The sequence below is a fragment of the Saonia sp. genome (genome assembly GCF_056326165.1).
In genome coordinates, this window is sequence record NZ_JBWFBN010000008.1 from 125,452 (window position 1) to 144,639 (window position 19,188).

The 19,188-nt window shown below is 35.1% G+C and carries 18 protein-coding genes; 6 read left to right on the forward strand and 12 right to left on the reverse strand.

What is annotated here, in order from left to right; translation table 11 throughout:
• Positions 1-20: 20 nt before the first annotated feature.
• Entirely contained in the window at positions 21-314 is a 294-nt protein-coding gene (locus tag AC000W_RS08915; RefSeq protein ID WP_474747686.1) for a GNAT family N-acetyltransferase, read from the reverse strand.
• 176 nt (positions 315-490) lie between these two features.
• On the opposite strand from AC000W_RS08915, the gene AC000W_RS08920 reads away from it, so the two are divergent.
• Positions 491-1,153, forward strand: a complete 663-nt coding sequence (locus AC000W_RS08920; protein ID WP_474747688.1) for an alpha/beta hydrolase family protein — start codon at positions 491-493, stop codon at positions 1,151-1,153.
• Positions 1,154-1,198: 45 nt separating this feature from the next.
• Entirely contained in the window at positions 1,199-2,143 is a 945-nt protein-coding gene (locus tag AC000W_RS08925; RefSeq protein ID WP_474747689.1) for a lytic transglycosylase domain-containing protein, read from the forward strand.
• Between the two features lie 9 nt (positions 2,144-2,152).
• Here AC000W_RS08925 and AC000W_RS08930 read toward each other — a convergent pair whose 3' ends face one another.
• On the reverse strand, positions 2,153-2,668 hold the full coding sequence (locus AC000W_RS08930; protein ID WP_474747690.1) for a DUF2892 domain-containing protein: 516 nt from the start codon (positions 2,666-2,668) through the stop codon (positions 2,153-2,155).
• Positions 2,669-2,864: 196 nt separating this feature from the next.
• On the opposite strand from AC000W_RS08930, the gene rpmH reads away from it, so the two are divergent.
• Together rpmH and carB are read left to right on the forward strand one after the other, a co-directional pair.
• Positions 2,865-3,032 (forward strand): 50S ribosomal protein L34, encoded by a 168-nt coding sequence (gene rpmH, locus AC000W_RS08935; protein WP_474747692.1) that lies wholly within the window; start codon positions 2,865-2,867, stop codon positions 3,030-3,032.
• An 88-nt stretch (positions 3,033-3,120) separates the two neighbouring features.
• A complete protein-coding gene (gene carB / locus AC000W_RS08940; RefSeq protein WP_474747693.1) occupies positions 3,121-5,973 on the forward strand; it encodes a carbamoyl-phosphate synthase large subunit in 2,853 nt (950 codons plus the stop codon).
• A 4-nt stretch (positions 5,974-5,977) separates the two neighbouring features.
• Here carB and AC000W_RS08945 read toward each other — a convergent pair whose 3' ends face one another.
• The 5 genes from AC000W_RS08945 to gndA all read right to left on the reverse strand — a co-directional run bounded on the left by AC000W_RS08945 (position 5,978) and on the right by gndA (position 11,603).
• A complete protein-coding gene (locus AC000W_RS08945; protein ID WP_474747695.1) occupies positions 5,978-7,864 on the reverse strand; it encodes a sodium:solute symporter family protein in 1,887 nt (628 codons plus the stop codon).
• Positions 7,865-8,228: 364 nt separating this feature from the next.
• Positions 8,229-8,648 (reverse strand): hypothetical protein, encoded by a 420-nt coding sequence (locus AC000W_RS08950; RefSeq protein ID WP_474747696.1) that lies wholly within the window; start codon positions 8,646-8,648, stop codon positions 8,229-8,231.
• 94 nt (positions 8,649-8,742) lie between these two features.
• Entirely contained in the window at positions 8,743-9,093 is a 351-nt protein-coding gene (locus tag AC000W_RS08955; protein ID WP_474747698.1) for a ribose-5-phosphate isomerase, read from the reverse strand.
• 75 nt (positions 9,094-9,168) lie between these two features.
• Positions 9,169-9,897, reverse strand: a complete 729-nt coding sequence (locus tag AC000W_RS08960; protein WP_474747699.1) for a DUF6966 domain-containing protein — start codon at positions 9,895-9,897, stop codon at positions 9,169-9,171.
• 296 nt (positions 9,898-10,193) lie between these two features.
• Positions 10,194-11,603 carry an NADP-dependent phosphogluconate dehydrogenase gene (gene gndA, locus AC000W_RS08965; protein WP_474747701.1) on the reverse strand — a complete coding sequence of 470 codons (1,410 nt, stop codon included), beginning with the start codon at positions 11,601-11,603 and terminating at the stop codon, positions 10,194-10,196.
• A gap of 168 nt (positions 11,604-11,771) precedes the next feature.
• On the opposite strand from gndA, the gene zwf reads away from it, so the two are divergent.
• The gene (zwf, locus tag AC000W_RS08970) at positions 11,772-13,304 is read left to right on the forward strand and encodes a glucose-6-phosphate dehydrogenase (protein WP_474747702.1); all 1,533 of its coding nucleotides are present in this window, start codon (positions 11,772-11,774) and stop codon (positions 13,302-13,304) included.
• Positions 13,305-13,330: 26 nt separating this feature from the next.
• Positions 13,331-14,056: a 6-phosphogluconolactonase gene (gene pgl / locus AC000W_RS08975; RefSeq protein ID WP_474747703.1), complete on the forward strand. Its 726-nt coding sequence runs from the start codon at positions 13,331-13,333 to the stop codon at positions 14,054-14,056.
• Here pgl and AC000W_RS08980 read toward each other — a convergent pair.
• The 5 genes from AC000W_RS08980 to AC000W_RS09000 form a co-directional block, all read right to left on the reverse strand.
• Positions 14,037-14,582, reverse strand: coding sequence for an acyl-CoA thioesterase (locus AC000W_RS08980; protein WP_474747705.1), 546 nt, complete (start codon positions 14,580-14,582; stop codon positions 14,037-14,039). The genes pgl and AC000W_RS08980 overlap by 20 nt on opposite strands.
• Positions 14,583-15,932 (reverse strand): DNA recombination protein RmuC, encoded by a 1,350-nt coding sequence (locus AC000W_RS08985; RefSeq protein WP_474747706.1) that lies wholly within the window; start codon positions 15,930-15,932, stop codon positions 14,583-14,585.
• 142 nt (positions 15,933-16,074) lie between these two features.
• Positions 16,075-16,869 carry an ABC transporter ATP-binding protein gene (locus AC000W_RS08990; protein WP_474747764.1) on the reverse strand — a complete coding sequence of 265 codons (795 nt, stop codon included), beginning with the start codon at positions 16,867-16,869 and terminating at the stop codon, positions 16,075-16,077.
• Positions 16,870-16,880: 11 nt separating this feature from the next.
• Positions 16,881-17,912: a FecCD family ABC transporter permease gene (locus AC000W_RS08995; protein WP_474747708.1), complete on the reverse strand. Its 1,032-nt coding sequence runs from the start codon at positions 17,910-17,912 to the stop codon at positions 16,881-16,883.
• A complete protein-coding gene (locus AC000W_RS09000; protein ID WP_474747709.1) occupies positions 17,913-19,088 on the reverse strand; it encodes an ABC transporter substrate-binding protein in 1,176 nt (391 codons plus the stop codon).
• Between the last annotated feature and the right edge of the window lie 100 nt (positions 19,089-19,188).

A 19,188-nucleotide genomic window follows, 5' to 3' on the forward strand; every position in this document is an offset into this window, starting at 1 on the left:
TTAGAGAGGTTTAAATTTACTTAGATTCTTATCCCAACGGGAAGCATTTCTTTATACTGTCTATTTTTTCGTAGAAACCCTGCTATTTGAGGGCTAGTTGGAACAACTCTTAAATTTTTATCTTGAATTTGATGAAGAACACCTTTAATGAACTCTTCTTTAAAACTTTCTCTTGTAATTTCTTCTGGGATTACAAGCTTGGTTAAAAAAACCTTACGCTCCTGTGATGAATATTCTATCTTGGCCAAGTGCCCATTCACCCTAGTTTCAAATTGACGCAAGAAACTGTTGTCATTAATTTCCATTTCATTCATATAGTCGTATTTTAATGTTGGTTTAGATAAAAAAATTACGACGTTCTCAAATCGTAATTCTTTTAATATTAAGTATTTTGACTAAACTGTATAAGTTTGAGTAAATTTAACAGCGAGCTTACAAAAGTAATAAAAAAAATGCTAAATTCCTAGTTAAAACCCATTCTCGGCCTATTATGACAGAAGAGAAAATCCACGTTTACTTTATGCCTGGCATGGCAGCTAATTCATCAATTTTTAAGAATATTTCTTTGTCACAAGATAAATTTAAAATTCATCTTTTAGATTGGTTCGTACCTAAAAAGGGGAGCAGTATTCAAGAATACGCTCTGGAAATGTGCAAGAAGATAGTGCATCCATCTCCCGTGCTTGTTGGCGTTTCATTTGGAGGAATCTTAGTCCAGGAAATTGCAAAATTGATTCCGGTTAAAAAAGTAATTGTTATTTCTAGTGTTAAGAATAAAACAGAGTTGCCAAAACGAATGATATTTGCAAAGTATACCAAAATACATAAGTTATTACCCACTGGTCTTGTTAACAATGTGGAATTACTAGCCAAATATGCTTTTGGTGAGACAGTCACCAAGCGGTTAGAATTGTATGAGGAATATCTTTCAGTGAGGGATAAGTATTATATAGATTGGTCTATAGATCAAATCGTAAATTGGCAGCATACAGGTAAGCTTCCAAATTTGGTTCATATTCATGGTGAAAAAGATTCGGTTTTTCCAATAAGTCATATAAAAGAGTGTATTCCCGTTAAAAATGGAACCCATACAATGATAATTCATCGGTATAAGTGGTTTAATGAACAATTGCCTGCAATTATTTTGGAATAAAGTAGTTGTATTTAATACCTTTAAGTCGTTAATAAAAGCACAGTTATGAAGTTTATAAAGAATATTTTAATGTTTTTAGGGATGGTTTTTGTTGTAAGCACCTTAATTTTTGCTATTCAGGACAATACAGAAGATGTTGCCGTTGTGGATGTTGAGGAAAATATTGAAACCAATAATGGCTATAGAATTTCGGCTATAGATATCCCTGAAGATTTAAACTTTGCAAATGAACCAGTTCCTTTGGATGACCCAGAGGTTATGGAGCGAGTAGATAGAGAGTTTTTGGTAAACACCTATTGGCAATCCAACGCCCTTTTATTAATGAAGAGAGCCAATAAATATTTCCCAATCATTGAACCAATTCTTGCTAAAAATGGTATTCCAGATGACTTTAAATATTTAGCTGTAGCAGAAAGTGGTTTGCAAAATGTTGTGTCTCCAGCTGGCGCAACAGGGTTTTGGCAAATTATGAAAGGAACTGGTAGGGAATATGGTTTGGAAATAAATGCAAACGTAGACGAACGTTATCATATAGAAAAAGCTACTGAGGTTGCCTGTAGGTATTTAAAAAAATCAAAAGAAAAGTTTGGAAGTTGGACTTTGGCTGCTGCCTCCTATAATGGAGGTCCTTATGGAATTCAAAAATATATGGGCCAACAAAAGGCGGAGGATTATTACAGTCTTCTTTTAGGGCAAGAAACTGGACGTTATATGTTTAGAATCATGGCTATAAAAGAAATTCTAAATAGTCCAGATAAATATGGTTTTGATATTGAAAAGGAAGATATGTATACTTCTGTGCCTACTTTCAATGTGGAAATTGATGAGCCAATAGCTAATTTTGCTGATTTCTCTAATCTTTATGAGATTAACTATAAAATATTGAAAAGACACAATCCTTGGTTAAGAGAGCCACACTTAAATAATACCTCTCGAAAGAAGTATGTTATAGAAATTCCTGTAAAAGGCTATTATAAAGTATCTAAATAAAAATAGAGGTTATATTTTTTTCATCTGCTGCTGCATCATTTTTATTTGATCCGTTAGCATATTGTTTTTATCTAATTTTTTGGCTTCCTGTAAAAGGGTTGTTGCTTCACGCTTTCTACGTTTTTGCATGGCAATACCCGCAAGACTCAATTTAGCCATGGCAACATCATAATCCATGCTTAATCCCAATTTCAAGGCTTTTTTAAAATACTTTTCTGCTTGGGTAAGATTCTTTTGAGAAAAAATAATTCCATGTAGGTAATTGTAATAACCTTGTTGTTTTTTTACAAGTGCACTTTCTGGGTTTTTAATTTTGGCCAACCATTTTTGTGTACCATCCAAATCTTGCTTCCTCATTCTTAAAAAGGACATCAAAATAATTTCATTTTTAAAATATAGAAAGATAAAGATACCAGAAAGGAGAAGGAAAAAGATTCCATTTCCAATGAAGCCTTCAATAAATTGATATACGGCATAGGCAATTATAAGGCCAGCAATGACAAGTTTTATGTTTTTATTGAACATGAATAATTATGTTATTCTTAATTAACGTTAAATATGTGTTTTAGAACGTACCAAAAAACACGCATGCAAAAGTAATAAAACTATCCTAAAATATTTTTTTAAATACGTTTGGGAAAGCAAAAACTCTTCGTATATTTGCGCCCAGATTTTGAGGGATAGCCTTTAAGATTTTTAATAACGAATTAAGGATTAAAAAATGCCTGGACAAAAAAGAACATACCAACCGTCAAAAAGAAAGAGAAGAAACAAGCATGGTTTCAGAGAACGTATGGCTTCAGCCAATGGTAGAAAGGTTCTTGCTAGAAGAAGAGCAAAAGGAAGAAAGAAATTAACTGTATCTTCAGAGCTGAGACATAAAAAATAAATGATAGAATTATTTTCTAAATATTAAAGGTGTTACTTTTTTAAAGTAGCACCTTTTTTTTGATTAAAATTATAACACAATAAAGAAAATGCCGAAAAGAAAAGATATAAAATCAGTTTTAATTATTGGTTCAGGCCCCATTATCATTGGGCAAGCATGTGAATTTGATTATTCTGGATCGCAATCCTTACGCTCATTAACGGAAGATGGAATTGAAACTGTATTAATTAATAGTAACCCGGCAACTATTATGACAGACCCGTCCATGGCGGATCATGTGTATTTAAAACCATTAACTACAAAATCTATTATTGAGATACTAAAAAAACATCCAAATATAGATGCAGTATTGCCAACAATGGGAGGGCAAACGGCACTTAATTTATGTATTGAGGCCGATGAAAAAGGAATTTGGGAAGATTTTGACGTAGAAATTATTGGAGTTGATATTGATGCTATCAACATTACTGAGGACCGTGAGAAGTTTAGAGAGTTAATGTTGAAGATTGGAATAGGTATGGCGCCACAGGCTACCGCTACTTCTTTTTTAAAGGGTAAAGAAATTGCCCAAGAATTTGGTTTCCCTTTAGTAATAAGGGCATCTTATACCTTAGGAGGGGCTGGAGCATCTATTGTTTATAAGCCAGAAGATTTTGATGAATTATTGAGCCGTGGGCTGGAAATTTCACCTATTCATGAGGTAATGATAGATAAAGCCTTAATGGGCTGGAAGGAGTACGAATTGGAGCTATTGCGTGATAAAAATGACAATGTAGTTATTATATGTACTATTGAAAACATGGATCCTATGGGAATCCATACAGGTGACTCTATTACCGTAGCACCGGCTATGACCTTGTCTGATAGAACGTATCAGAAAATGAGGGATATGGCCATTAAAATGATGCGAAGCATTGGTGATTTTGCTGGCGGTTGTAATGTTCAGTTTGCTGTAAGCCCAGATGAGAAAGAAGATATTATTGCTATTGAAATTAATCCAAGGGTTTCCCGTTCGTCAGCGTTGGCATCAAAAGCAACAGGATATCCCATTGCTAAAATTGCAACCAAATTAGCGATTGGCTACCATTTAGATGAGTTGGATAATCAGATTACAAAATCTACTTCGGCTTTGTTTGAGCCAACTTTGGATTATGTTATCGTAAAAATTCCACGCTGGAATTTTGATAAGTTTGAAGGTTCTGATAGGAGCTTGGGCCTCCAGATGAAATCGGTGGGAGAAGTAATGGCCATTGGTCGTTCTTTCCAAGAAGCATTGCATAAGGCCACACAGTCATTGGAAATAAAGAGAAACGGACTTGGTGCAGATGGGAAAGGTTACAAGGATTACGACCAAATTATCCAGAAACTAAGAGTTGCAAGTTGGGACAGAGTATTTGTTATCTATGATGCAATCCAAATGGGAATTCCGTTGAGTAGAATCCATGAAATCACCAAAATTGATATGTGGTTCCTTAAACAATATGAGGAGTTACATTTCTTAGAAAAAGAAATATCAAAATATACCATAGAATCTTTACCAAGAGAACTTTTGTTAGAGGCTAAGCAAAAAGGTTTTGCGGATAGGCAAATTGCCCATATGTTGGATTGTTACGAGAGTGAAGTCCACAAAAAACGTTCTTCATTAGGTATTAATAGGGTGTATAAACTGGTTGATACATGTGCTGCAGAATTTAAGGCTATGACTCCTTATTACTATTCCACTTTTGAGGAAGAAATTGAAACATCTGATGGTGAAAGGTATGTTGCCAATGATAGTATAGTCACTGATAAAAAGAAAATTGTAGTTCTTGGTTCCGGTCCAAATAGAATAGGACAGGGAATAGAGTTTGATTATTGTTGTGTACACGGTGTATTGGCAGCCGCTGAATGTGGTTATGAAACCATTATGATTAATTGTAACCCAGAAACCGTTTCAACTGATTTTGATACAGCTGACAAACTCTATTTTGAACCCGTTTTTTGGGAACATATCTACGATATAATTCAGCATGAAAAACCAGAAGGGGTTATTGTACAACTTGGAGGTCAAACAGCTTTAAAACTTGCCGAAAAGCTTTCTAAATACGGAATTAAAATAATAGGTACTAGTTATGAATCTTTGGATTTAGCAGAGGACCGAGGAAGTTTTTCCAAGCTGTTAATGGAAAATAAAATTCCTTTCCCAAGATTTGGAGTTGCAGAAACTGCTGATGAAGCTCTTGTATTGGCTGATGAGTTGGATTTTCCATTGCTTGTAAGACCATCCTATGTGCTAGGTGGCCAGGGTATGAAAATTGTCATCAATAAAGAAGAACTAGAAGAGCATGTAGTTGATTTATTAAGAAAAATACCCAACAATAAATTGCTATTAGACCATTATTTGGATGGAGCAATAGAAGCTGAGGCCGATGCTATTTGCGACGGTAAGGATGTCTATATTATTGGTATTATGGAGCATATTGAACCTTGTGGAATTCACTCTGGGGATTCCAATGCCACCTTACCGCCTTTCAATTTGGGTGAGTTTGTAATGCAACAAATTAAGGATCATACCAAAAAAATAGCCTTGGCATTGAATACAGTAGGTTTAATTAACATACAGTTCGCTATAAAAGATGATATGGTATATATCATAGAAGCTAATCCAAGAGCTTCTAGAACCGTTCCTTTTATTGCAAAAGCATACAAAGAACCATATGTAAATTATGCTACCAAGGTGATGTTGGGAGAGAAGAAAGTGAAGGACTTCAAATTCAATCCGCAATTAGAAGGCTATGCCATTAAGCAACCGGTATTCTCTTTTAATAAGTTCCCTAATGTGAACAAGAATTTGGGACCAGAAATGAAGAGTACAGGTGAAAGCATCTTATTTATTGATAGTCTAAAAGATGACGAATTCTATACGCTCTATTCTAGAAGGAAAATGTATTTAAGTAAGTAGTTGTTTAAGTATTTTCAACTTCAGTATTGTGCATAGCATCTTTACCGTATACCCTTTTGTACCATAGAGGAACCATGGCAAGGCCAATTACGGTTAGTATCACGGCTAGTGTAATACTTTCGGAACTGTGTCTAAACATAAGTTTACCAAGACCTACCAATAGGGTAAAAAGTGAAATGGCTGTAAAAAGTACGTCTATCATACTTTTCTTAAACCTCTTCATAGGAGCTGCTGGACTCTCTCCCATGGCAATAGCTGTGCTTTTCCAAAAACCAGATGGGTTAACTTTTTTGTAAAATGATTTTAATTTTTCTGGACTATTCCTTGGGGTAAGCAAGGTTACAGTAACTACTATTATTGTAGATGCGGCTGCCATTACTGCGATTTGCATCCATTGTTCATCAACATAAAGAAGAACTAAAGGAGCAAGTATTAAGGAGGCAACAATAGCCGAAATTTCCGAAAATAGGTTTGTTCTTTCCCATAGCCAGCGCATTAGTAAAACTGCACCGATACCAGATTCAAAAACAAGTGCAATATACCATGCTTCCTGTATAGACCCTAGATTAAACATGACGGCCAATGCTATAAAAAGAATTAAAAAATTGGATAAACGAGCTACCCAGACCAACTCCGAGCTCTTGGGTTTCTTTTTTAACCATTTTTCACAAATTATATGCTGATAAATATCGTTGCTCCAATAACTAGAACCCCAGTTAAGATGAGTGTCAATAGTGGATGCCAATGCTCCCAGAAGTCCAGTAAGCATAATTCCTTTTATTCCCATAGGGAGCATATCGTTTATACCATTTACAAAAGTAAGTTCTCTAGCAGCTGTAAAACCAACCTCGGTTGTTTCTGCCAAATCATATGGGTAAATAACCAATAGGCCCACACCGATAACTAACCAAATAAGACTGCGTAGCAATACCTGTACCCATGTAAAAATCATAGCCGCGGTACGGGCATCTTTATCCGTTTTGCAAGCAATCATCCGCTGTGCCAGGTACCCTGTGCCATCACTATTTTTTTGAAATAACCATTGGAGGCTTAAAAGAACCACAAAAGGCATTATGGCATCTTCTGCATTTGGCGTAAATGATAATAATTCCTTAGAACGAACATCACCATATATAAGCTCTATCTTTTCTAATATACCCCCAATACCACCAGCATGGTATAAAATATAACCAGCATAAATTAAGGTGCCCACCATGGCAAAATAGAATTGGGTAATATCTGTTGCAATTACACTTCGTAAACCACCAGTAGTGGAATACATAGTTGTAAAAGCTAAAATCAGGAAAATACTAATAAGGTTGTTGGTTGTTAAAATCACAGGGTCTAAAGAGACATCTCCCCCAACTACAGCAAGCCCTGTAGAAGCAACTAAATCATGTATGGGCTGGTATATGGATTCTGGCAACCAAAGATTCCAAAAAAGAAAGGCTTCTGCAATACGCATGGCAGCCACTAAGACCATGGCCATAACCGTACAATTTATTACGGTGCCATAATATATGGCTTTTAAACCTCTTAAAAGAGTTACTCCTTTACCGCTATACCTTAAATCGGCCAGCTGAGCATCTGTAATAACACTAGATTTACGCCATTGCGCTCCTAAAACCAAACCCATTATTAAAAATGCGAGACCAAAAATCCACAATCTCCAGACCAAGAAAATACCACCTGTAGCAATCATGCCCGTTACCAACAGCGGTGTATCTGCTGCAAATTGTGTTGCAGCCATACTTAATCCTGCACGCCATCCTTTTACCGTTCTTCCAGCCAAAAAATATTCTTGTAGATTTTCACCTGCTTTGGATTTAGATTTAAATCCAGAATAAATGGCATAGACAATAAAAGCGAGTACAATAACTAAATCAAGCATAAATGGTTTTTATTTATTTGGAATAATCACTTTTTAAATTAATGTAGGCAAACCCTAGATGGTTTTACCCATTAATTTACTTAGGTAAGATATGTAAATTTTGCACTATTCTACAAATTATTTGATTTTTGCGTTAAAATTTATAATATAATGGTGGTTTTGGCTCTAGTAATTATGAATTTACTAAACAATTACATGAATCATTTTTGGAATTAAGAAGATAAGAAATACCCTGTTCAAAAAGGGAAAATGTATTTGTGGTAGTAGACCTAATTATAGAGTAAATTTAAAAAGGTGTATGGATTGAGAAAAATACCATACACCTCATAATGATAGTTTAGTTAGTTTACTATTAAGAATAGATTCAATTAAAAAAATGAACATGGGATTCATTCGCTAATAACTGTACATTTTTTGGAAACTCTGCATGTAATACCAATGCGTTTTTATGATGGTGTTCCAACTCCGCCAGCTTTTTTCGGTTTAATAGGACTACTGTAGAATGTCCGTGGTGGTCATATTTGTCCAAAATAGTCGTTTGGTTAAAATCACATTGCCAATGTGTTTCTCCCATGTCTTCAGAATAAGAAAATGCTATGCTTGGAACTTGGTAATATTGATGTTTGCCAATATTCTCGAAATCAAAAACAATTCTTACTAAACCACCATCAAATACTAAGTCCTCATCTTTTAACCCCATTTCTGCCAATGAAACCTTACCAGATGTTGGTTCGTTGAAAAATACTTTAATCTCACCTGGATTTTGTTCTGTTATAAATGTCATATCTATTGTTTATTTAAATTTTTAATGACATAAAGGAAAGAATTTAAGTGACCATAAAAACTGTCATTTATCAGGTTTTAAATGAAATTTTCACTTAATTAAACCAAACGGCATATCGTTTTCTTCGCAGTTCCAAAGCTAAGGTTTCTTCCATTTTAAGCGCTTCTGCACGGTTGGTTATTGGCGGGATATGGTTGTACAGGCTAGGACGTAGGTAAGAACCATATTTTTGTACAATGTTGGAGGATAGCTTATACCCTTTTTTGTTTACAAAACCTGTCTTATGCTGTGCAAAACGCTCTTTGGGTGTTTTGCTCGTCATGCCCACATACAAACATTCCAATATACCGTTAAATTGAGGATTGGCTTCCCTAAATCTTCTATTTTCTGTGAATACCTTTTTAGAGAGTTCTATAACATAAATACGGTATTCGGTTTTGGGCATTGTTTTATGGTATTCTTTAATAGATTAGCTACAATTGAATGTGTTCTACGCTGCAGGTGTATTCGACATCATCGGTTAGCGTAAACGTAGTAGCCGACGAATGGAGGCTATTATCGTTTTACGCGTTGTTGTATGCTGGCTTCTTTTTAATTTTAAGTTATCTGATGATTCAACTATTTCATTTTTTGCAATATCATATTCCCACCTGTAGACACAAACATCATTGCTTTTACAATTTGGACAGACCTTTAACCAAGAACTATTTTTTCCCAGTTGTATGTTGGTTTCTCTTAAAGAATCAATGATTTTCAATCTTTCCGTTTCTATTTCTAAATCCTTTATCCAACTCTCAATTGGCAACAAATTTTCTAATTTTTCACTCTTAACTAATTGAACGATTTTTTTGGGTAAAAATTTGTTTGATAAATGATATTCAACTTTATTTTCATTTAATCTTGATAGTCCACAATTTCTACAACGCCATCCACTCATTTGACCATTTCCATTTCTGTAGAATTCCTCGGATTTTGGTGCTTCTTTAATTCTTCTTTTTGCTAAATTCCAAGATAGATTTTTTACTTTCTCAAAAATCAAATTCTCCCATATCCCAGATTTATCTTCTCCTCCTACCCATAAATCATTAATTGAGCCCATTCCTCCAAAAGCTCCTAAATGATGTTTTACACTTTTCTCTTTATTCCATAATTCGATATCTTTCTTAATCCAATTAGCCCAATGATTATTACCAGACTTGTGCAATAGTCGATGAAGTATATTGAGTGATATTTCGTAATGGTCTGTCATTTTTTTCCGCTTGCAAATTGAATATAAATCATATGATCTATATATCTTTTATGTGAGCACTTACGAAGCTAGTAAATCTTTTAGTAAAAACTTAAGCTTATCCATTTTAGGCTGTAGTCACTTTAATTTCCATTTAATTTGTGCATGGTCATTTCAGCAGAACGAGGAACGAGTGATGAGAAATCTATTACTATTTTGAGATTCTTCTTCGTGCCTCATTCGAAATGACAAGCTATCCTAAAAAGGATGAGATTCTTTTAATCAAAACAATAATGGTTTATTTACTTTTTAGCCAACTACTCCCACTCTGTATGAAAAATACCTTCCATATCTGTTCTTTCATAGGTATGTGAGCCAAAATGGTCACGTTGTGCCTGTATTAAATTTAATGGTAGTTTTTCTGAGGTATAGGCATCAAAATAAGTAAGAGAGTTAGAAACCCCTGGAAGCGGAATTCCATTTTTAGCAGCATATGCAACTACTTCTCTTGCAGAACCAACAGTAGCCTTCACTTTTTCTACAAAAGTTGGTGCCAGTAAGAGATTTGCCAGCTTTTTGTCAGCTTGGTATGCTTTGGTAATATCTTCCAATAATTCTGCCCTAATAATACAGCCTGCTCTCCAGATTTTGGCAATTACCGCCAAGTCTAATTCATAGCCATATTCATTGGAGGCATCTAAAAGTTGGTGCAATCCTTGCGCATAGGCAGAGATAAAAGAGAAATAAAGGGCTTCTTCTGCCGTTTTTATTAATTCCGCTTTATCAACAGCAGTAGGGGTAGGGCGGTCGTACAAAGAATCTGCCAACACACGTTCTTCTTTAAGGGCAGAGATTTCTCTCATGCTCACAGCAATATCTATAGTTGGCACGGGAATCCCTAAATCCATGGCATTTTGGCTAGTCCATTTTCCCGTTCCTTTTTGTTTGGCCTTGTCCAGAATTTTATCAACCAGCCTACCATCACCTTTATCGTCTTCTTGATTAAATATTTCTGAGGTAATTTCAACTAAAAATGATTGCAATCTGCCTTTATTCCATGTGCTAAATACTTCATGCAGTTCATCATTGTTAAGCCCACCTACTTTTCTTAATAAGTCATAGATTTCAGATGTCAGTTGCATTAAACCATATTCAATACCATTGTGCACCATTTTTACGTAGTTTCCTGCAGATTTTGGCCCCAAATAGGCAACACAGGGTTCTCCTTTGAATTTAGCGGATACAGCCTCAAAAATGGGTTTTATACTTTGGTAGGCTTCTCTATTTCCCCCAGGCATAATACTTGGCCCTCTACGAGCACCCTTAGCACCACCAGAAACTCCAGAACCAAAGAAATTGATTCCTTTCTCTTGTAAATAAGCTTCCCTACGGTCTGTATCTGTATAGAAGGAATTTCCACCATCAATTATAATATCTCCTTTGTCTAAAAGTGGCAAAAGGCTTTCAATTACAATGTCCACAATTTTGCCAGCAGGAACCAAAAGCATAATTTTTCTTGGAGTACTCAATGCTGCAACAAAAGTTGCTGCATTAGAAGTGGCATTTACCTTATTGGTATCTCCGCCTTCCTCAATTAGAGCACTTACTTTTTCTTCATCCAAATCATTACCATAAGCGGTAAATCCATTATCAGCCACATTTAAAATAAAATTACGACCCATTACACCAAGACCAACCAATCCAAAATCATACTTTACGTCTGACATATTTTTTAAAATTACTTTTTATTTAACATTCTTCTTGGCAAATGAGCCATCTCTAACGAAACCAGAAATAATCACTAAATTCCGAGGTTTAAAACATCAAATTTAAACTAAAAATAGCGACTTTTGCACCTTGTTAAAGAAATATAACATAGTTAACTTTTCTGATTAATGAGAAAAACAGACAATCAAATGCTGGTGATTTTTGGCGCTTCGGGAGACCTTACTGCAAGAAAATTAGTGCCAGCTATATTCGATCTCTTTATTGCGGGTCAACTTCCAGAAAACTATATAGTTCTTGGCGCTAGTAGAAGTAACCTTACAGATGGCGGCTTTAGGAAAAAGGTTATTGATGAGAGTCCTTTTTTAAAAGAAAAGATAAAAAATGTTTCTAAGGAGAAAGTAAAGGAATTTGCAGACAAGTTTTTTTATGAAGACTTGGGAGAAAACTACGACACCTATTATGGGAGGTTGCAAACAAGGATTTCTGATCTTGACAACAAATATAACACAGAAGGAAACCTAATTTTCTATCTATCTACACCTCCGCAGTTGTATGAAGCCATTGCGAAGAATTTGGCGGATCAAGATTTAAATAATCAAACAGATGGATGGAAACGCTTAATCGTGGAAAAACCTTTTGGATATAGCTTAGAAACGGCAAAACAATTGAACAAAGGGCTTCAAACTTATTTTGCAGAATCCCAGATATATAGAATAGATCATTATTTAGGAAAGGAAACGGTACAAAACTTATTGATTACACGTTTTTCCAATAGTATTTTTGAACCACTTTGGAACAGAAATTACATTCATCATATAGAAATTACCAATGCAGAAAGTGTTGGGGTAGGCAAAAGAGGTGGCTATTATGATAAATCTGGTGCTTTGCGAGATATGTTTCAAAACCATTTATTGCAGATTGTATCCCTTATTGTGATGGAACCACCAATTAGTGACAAACCAGACGATATCCGTAATGAAAAGGTAAAGGCATTAAAGTCTTTGCGTATTATGCGAGATGAACAAACCCTTTTTGATAATACAATTAGAGCACAATATATAGCCTCTAAAATCAATGGTAAAAAAGTTAAAGGATATAGGGAAGAGGATGGAGTAGACCCAAATTCTACCACAGAGACGTACGCTGCAATTAAATTTTTTGTGGACAATTGGCGTTGGCAAGATGTTCCTTTTTATGTGCGCACAGCTAAGTGTATGCCCACTAAGGTTACGGAGGTTGTTATTTATTTTAAATCTCCGCACCATCAACTATTTCAGTCTTCGGACTTGAGTAGTAAAGCAAACAAACTGATTATTAGGATACAACCAGACGAAGGTATTTTGGTTAAAATAGGTGTAAAAGTTCCGGGTCAAGGCTTTAAAGTAGAGCGCGCCAATATGGATTTTTATTATTCCAGCTTAGAGGAAACTACAGTAATGGATGCATATGAGCGTTTACTTTTGGATGCTATGCAGGGTGATGCCACTTTGTATGCTAGAGCAGATGAAGTAGAAGCCGCTTGGGAGTTTGTAGACCCTATTTTGGAGTATTGGAAAAATGGAAAGGATGTTAGAATGTATGGATACTCAGCTGGAGTTTGGGGACCACAGAATGCGGATAGTTTAATAGATGGTATAGGAATGTGGCGTAATCCTGAGGCCAAATTGGCAGATGAACCAGATTTTTGTGTTCTTGTTTAAAAATTAATTACGACCAAATATTTAGAATGGAATTAAAAGTATATAACTCAAAAGAAGCGGTAGCGGAGTCTTTCTCAGAATATTTAGTTCAGTTGATTGAGTCTAATGAAATAATTCACATAGCTCTTTCCGGTGGTAGTACCCCCAAAGTGGTTTTTGATTATTTAGCGGAGAATTATAAAAATGAGATTGATTGGTCAAAAGTTCATTTCTATTGGGGAGATGAGCGTTGTGTGCCACCGAGCCATGAAGAGAGCAATTATAAAATGACAGTGGATCATTTGTTGAGTAAAATTGATATTCCCAATACCAACATCCATCGTGTTAAGGGTGAAGATATTCCAGAGGATGAAGCTATTAATTATAGTGAACTACTGGAACAAAAATTACCAAGCGAGAATAACATTCCCCAATTTGATTTAGTAATATTGGGAATGGGTGATGATGGTCATACGGCTTCTGTTTTTCCATATAATATTCATCTGTGGGATTCAGACAATGATTGCGAGGTTGCCATACACCCAGATTCTGGACAAAGACGTGTAACAATTACAGGTAAAGTAATTAACAATGCCAAGGAAGTTGCTTTTTTGGTTACAGGTGATAGTAAATCAGAAAAAATAAGGGAAATCATTAACAAAGAGGAAACGGCTACATTATATCCAGCAGCATTGGTAAAGCCTACCTCTGGTAGTTTATATTGGTTTTTGGATTTGGCCGCAGCAAAAGAAGTTACTTTAGAGCAATCTTAAGGTTTTCTTTTTTTAGCAATTTCAAGTGTTCCTTTGCTTTGAACTTAGAAGCATCAAATTGAGTATCCCTAGAAAAGGCTTCTTCTTTTCTTTGTTTGCTACAAGCAAACCTGCGTATTCCTTGTTCATTTTCTACAAGTAACCCAGGAATTGGAATGTTTTTGCCCTGCTCATCTTTTGCAACCATGGTAAAATAGGAAGAATTACAATGCTTCTTTTTTCCGGAAGTAATATTTTCTGATTCTACCCTTACGCCAACTACCATAGATGTTTTTCCTGTATAATTAATGGACGCTTTTAATGTTACCAATTCCCCAACATCAATAGGGTTTAAAAAATTTACACGGTTTACGGATGCCGTAACACAGTAACATTGTGAATGCTTAGAAGCGCATGCAAAGGCAATCTGGTCCATTAAATTTAAAATATGGCCCCCATGTACCTTACCACCAAAATTTGAATGGGAGGGAAGCATAAGCTCTGTTATGGATACCCTAGATTCTCTAGCTGATTTATATTTTGGCATTTATAAATTTAGTTTTGTAGGTTCTTCATCAAAGTCATCTTCCTGAGCCCGTTTTAATATGGGTTCTGGAATGGATTTTTTGGCTTTAGCACCCATTTTTTTGAGCTTTTCTATGCTAGTGACAATATTTCCACGACCTTCCACCAGTTTGTTCATAGCACCTTTGTATTCGGTTTTGGCTTCATCCATTTTTTTACCAACTTTTGTGAGGTCGATTACAAACCCTTCAAATTTATCATAAAGCGCACCTGCTTGGCGGGCAATTTCTATAGCATTACGCTGGTGTTTTTCATTGTTCCACATAGAATCAATAGTTCTTAATGTTGCCAATAAGGTCGAAGGGGTGACAATCACTATATTTTGTTCAAATGCCTTGTTGTAGAGACTATTGTCATTGTTAATGGCAACAGCAAAAGCAGGCTCAATTGGTACGAACATTAATACAAAATCTGGACTTTCCATTTCATATAGGTCCTCGTATTTCTTTTCAGACAATTGATCTACATGCTTTCTAAGGGAATTAATATGATCTTTTAAGTTTTTCTCTTTTTGGTCATCTTCGGCATTAACATACCTTTCATAATCGGTTAATGATACCTTGGAATCCACAACCATTTTCTTGCCGTCTGGAAGGTGGATAATAACATCTGGCAGAACTCTTGTACCATCTTCTTTGGTAAAGCTTTGTTGCACGGAATATTCTCTGTCTTTTTCTAACCCCGACTTTTCTAAAACGCGCTCCAATACCAATTCCCCCCAATTCCCCTGCATTTTACTATCACCCTTTAGAGCTTTGGTTAGGTTTATGGTTTCCTTACTCATTTGTTCGTTCATTTCCTTTAAGCCAAAGATTTGTTGACGCAAGGCAGCATGATAATCGATACTTTCTTTATGGGTCTTATCTACTTTTTCCTCAAAAATTTTGATTTTCTCTTTTAAAGGATTGAGAATGTTTTCAATATTTTCTTTATTGCTTTTTGTAAATTTTTCACTTTTTTCATCAAGAATCTTATTGGCCAAATTCTCAAACTCTTTTGTAAATTTTTCTTGCAGTTTTTCTACTTCTTCCTTTTGCTCTGTATTCTTTAATTGAAGGTTTTCTAAATCAGCTTGATATCGTGTTATTTGATTGCTTAATTGAGAATTTTCTATATGTAGTTGGCTTTTTTCCTCTTCGATATAGTTTAATTTTTCTTCCTGAACCGATAGCGAATTTTTTAGTAGTTGTTCTCTTTCCACCAAAGTGCTATGACTAGATTTGGTTTTTAGATTTTGAATATAACTACCCAAAAAGAAACCGCCTACAAGAAATACTAGACCTATCAATACGTAAATTAAAAGTTCACTCATTTGTTAAAAATACTTTGTAGTAAATTACCTCTGAGCCAGCCCACAAGAAATACATAAAAAAACATTTTTTTGAGTTTGAGGCAAGCCCTAGAGTACTTAAATCTGGATTATCCAGTAAAGATAAAGGTTTGACATTAAAATGCTACTTCTTTATTTTAAAGGAGCCTGTGGTTGCATCAAAACGAATAGTGTCTTTTGGGAATAAACTTTCAAAACAGGCATTTTTAATTAATTGTTTTGGTGTGCCAAAATTGGTTTTGTCATTTTCCAACACCAACATTTTATCTGCTAATTGTATTCCCAACTCTATTTCATGGGTCGTAAACACAATTGTTTTATTGGTTTCATGGGCAATCTGTTGCAAGAGTTTTAAAATTTGAGCTTTATGGTACAAATCTAAATGGGTGGTGGGTTCATCCAACAGCATAATGGAAGTGTCTTGGGCAACTGCGCGGGCAATCATTACTTTTTGTAATTGACCATCACTGAGTTCATAACATTTTTTATGTTGCAATTCTTCCAATCCTATCATTTGAATTGCTGATTTAATTTTTTCTTTATCAGTTTTAGATAAACTTCCTATCCAGTTTGTGTAGGGTTGTCTTCCTAGAGCAATGAGCTCTATAACTGTCAGGTTTTTAGAAGCAATAGACTCAGTTAGCACAATACTTATTTCGGTAGCCAGTTCGTTAGATTGATATTCTTCAAGAGGTTTTCCTTTTAAGCTAATATCTCCAGATAGTTTGGGCTGTACATTGCCCAAAGTTCGCAGCAGAGTTGATTTCCCAATCCCATTGACACCAACAATGGCACACAATTCTCCTTGTGAAACACCAATATTGATATTCTGAGCAATGGTAATCTGTTTCTTTTTGGTTGAATAACCAATGGAAAGATTTTTTATGGATAGAATACTATGTTGTTCTTTTGTATTGATAGGGAATCTATTTAAAATATGATTTTTCTTTTTCTGACCAAGAGCCAAATTACTACTGGTGCACCCACAATGGAAGTTATGGCATTAATAGGCAATACATATGCAGAGTTTGGCAATTGTGCTATTACATCACATAAGAGCATTAAAATAGCTCCATAAATAACAACTGCGGGAACTAAAACTTTATGATCAGTTGTATTAAAAATTTGACGCGTTAAATGGGGCACTGCCAATCCAACAAATGCAATAGGTCCTGCAAATGCTGTTATACCACCCGCCAACAATCCTGTAGCCAGAATAATTAAGTGTCGTTTTTGCTTAATGTTAACCCCAAGACTTTTAGCATAATTTTCGCCCAAAAGATAAGCGTTTAAAGTCTTTATCATTGCAATGCTTATAAGCAACCCAATAATAAAAATTAAAAAGAGAATACCCAATTGTGACCATGAAAGGTTTCCTACGCTACCAAAAGACCAATAAATATAGCGTTGTAAATTCTCAGCATTGGAAAAATAAGAAAGTACACTTACTAAAGCTGCAGTAATACTTCCGAACATTAATCCAATAATTAGCAGTGCCATGGTATCCTTAATTTTTGTTGCAACTACCATAACTGTAAGAAGTACTAGAAGGCTACCAATACTGGATGCCACAGCCAATGTAACATCGTTCACAAAATCATAGGCAAATAATCCGGACAATAGAGAAGTTCCCATGATTAAAAGTGCAGCACCAAGACTGGCACCAGAGCTTATTCCCAAGACAAAAGGGCCAGCCAAAGGATTCCTAAAAAGTGTCTGCATTAAAAGACCGCTTAACGATAGTCCCCCACCAACAAGAATAGCAGTAAAGGCTTTTGGAATTCTATAATTTTGGATAATATAGCTCCAAGATTCTTCCTGTACATTCCCTCCAAAAATGGAATTAAAAATACCCCCAAACGGAATACTCACGGAACCTAAACTAATGTTCAAAAAAAAGGCAATAAACAATGCTATTGCCAAAAGGATAAAAGAGGGTCTATATGTTTTTTGAATACTCATTTAGTTTAATGGAGTAAAAAAGAACAATTGATGGTTTGGCAATACTTCTGGGTGTAAAATATGGATAAGGTCCTTTAAAATTAAATCAGGTCTATTTGGTCCTAGTTCATAATACAACAATCCTCCAGTTTCACCAACTGTATTGGAAAAAGTGTATATTTTTTTGTTTTTAAAAGCATCAAACTGTGCATAATGCTGGTTGCCTTTTAACATAGATTCGTACGATGTGTATTGCGAAGGAGCAATCCAAAATTCTGCATGTTGGGCAGTGTTTAGTACGCTTTCAATACTTAGGGACAGGCTTCCAGTTTCTTTGGAGTCTTTCCATAGATAATTACTGTTTGCATCAGTTAAAAATTCCGCAGCCCAACTTTTGCCTCCTGGCAAGTACCAAACATCTTTGTACATAGCTCCACTTAAAAGAGTTGGTTTGTCATTTGCTTTCAATGCCAGCGATTTTGCTTCTTGGTATGATTTTTCAATATTATTGAAAATACTATCAGCTTTCTTTTCCAATTGAAAGAAAGGAGCAAAGAATTTTATCCATTCTGCCTTTCCCAATGGGGTTTCTTCGGTCCAATCCCCATTATAGACTACAGGAATATTGGCTTTCTGTATGGTTTCGTATATGGCATTCTCATTGTCAATTCCAAAACCTACAACCAATTCAGGCTGCAGTGCTATGAGCATTTCGGTATTTAATTGTTCATTGTTTCCTAGCTCTTTTATAAGACCTTCATCAATTCTTTTTCGTGCTTCTTTTGAAGATATATATTGGGTATCTGGAAATCCAATTAATTTATCAAGAACACCCAAGCTTTCCAAAGCGGGAACATGAGTGGTAGAAGTAGCTACAAAGTTTTTAATTGGTATGGTCACAATAGCATTATATTCATCTTTGTTTAATGTTATAGTTGCTAATTTTTCCTTTGGAACAAGTGCATAGGAGAAGTTTTTATTTGCATTTGGCCAGGGAGATACTACTGTAATTTTAGTAATGCCATTATCTGTTTTTTCAATACTAAAACCTTTTGCGTAGGAAATATCAAAAGAATGGAAATCTTGATGCGTTATTTTTTCCTTTTTTGATTTGTTTGCACAACCCAATAAAAGAACAGCAACTACAATATTGAGAGAGACTTTTTTTAAAAAGAAGTTGTGTGACAATTGTGACATGCGGTACTGTACTTAGATAGTAATTTTGATAAACTTTTTTTATGAGAGGCGATTCAAATTTAACTATATATATTATTGCTGGCATTATTCTTCTACATTT

What these genes read in the sequence shown, in the direction of transcription:
- AC000W_RS08980 (WP_474747705.1), bottom strand. Translation starts at nt 14,582, where the DNA reads ATGCCAAAATATAAATCAGCTAGAGAATCTAGGGTATCCATAACAGAG.
- AC000W_RS08955 (WP_474747698.1), bottom strand. Translation starts at nt 9,093, where the DNA reads ATGCCCAAAACCGAATACCGTATTTATGTTATAGAACTCTCTAAAAAG.
- AC000W_RS08945 (WP_474747695.1), bottom strand. Translation starts at nt 7,864, where the DNA reads ATGCTTGATTTAGTTATTGTACTCGCTTTTATTGTCTATGCCATTTAT.
- AC000W_RS08985 (WP_474747706.1), bottom strand. Translation starts at nt 15,932, where the DNA reads ATGAGTGAACTTTTAATTTACGTATTGATAGGTCTAGTATTTCTTGTA.
- AC000W_RS08930 (WP_474747690.1), bottom strand. Translation starts at nt 2,668, where the DNA reads ATGTTCAATAAAAACATAAAACTTGTCATTGCTGGCCTTATAATTGCC.
- AC000W_RS08960 (WP_474747699.1), bottom strand. Translation starts at nt 9,897, where the DNA reads ATGACAGACCATTACGAAATATCACTCAATATACTTCATCGACTATTG.
- AC000W_RS09000 (WP_474747709.1), bottom strand. Translation starts at nt 19,088, where the DNA reads ATGTCACAATTGTCACACAACTTCTTTTTAAAAAAAGTCTCTCTCAAT.
- AC000W_RS08915 (WP_474747686.1), bottom strand. Translation starts at nt 314, where the DNA reads ATGAATGAAATGGAAATTAATGACAACAGTTTCTTGCGTCAATTTGAA.
- AC000W_RS08925 (WP_474747689.1), top strand. Translation starts at nt 1,199, where the DNA reads ATGAAGTTTATAAAGAATATTTTAATGTTTTTAGGGATGGTTTTTGTT.
- AC000W_RS08995 (WP_474747708.1), bottom strand. Translation starts at nt 17,912, where the DNA reads ATGAGTATTCAAAAAACATATAGACCCTCTTTTATCCTTTTGGCAATA.
- pgl (WP_474747703.1), top strand. Translation starts at nt 13,331, where the DNA reads ATGGAATTAAAAGTATATAACTCAAAAGAAGCGGTAGCGGAGTCTTTC.
- rpmH (WP_474747692.1), top strand. Translation starts at nt 2,865, where the DNA reads ATGCCTGGACAAAAAAGAACATACCAACCGTCAAAAAGAAAGAGAAGA.
- AC000W_RS08950 (WP_474747696.1), bottom strand. Translation starts at nt 8,648, where the DNA reads ATGACATTTATAACAGAACAAAATCCAGGTGAGATTAAAGTATTTTTC.
- carB (WP_474747693.1), top strand. Translation starts at nt 3,121, where the DNA reads ATGCCGAAAAGAAAAGATATAAAATCAGTTTTAATTATTGGTTCAGGC.
- AC000W_RS08920 (WP_474747688.1), top strand. Translation starts at nt 491, where the DNA reads ATGACAGAAGAGAAAATCCACGTTTACTTTATGCCTGGCATGGCAGCT.
- zwf (WP_474747702.1), top strand. Translation starts at nt 11,772, where the DNA reads ATGAGAAAAACAGACAATCAAATGCTGGTGATTTTTGGCGCTTCGGGA.
- gndA (WP_474747701.1), bottom strand. Translation starts at nt 11,603, where the DNA reads ATGTCAGACGTAAAGTATGATTTTGGATTGGTTGGTCTTGGTGTAATG.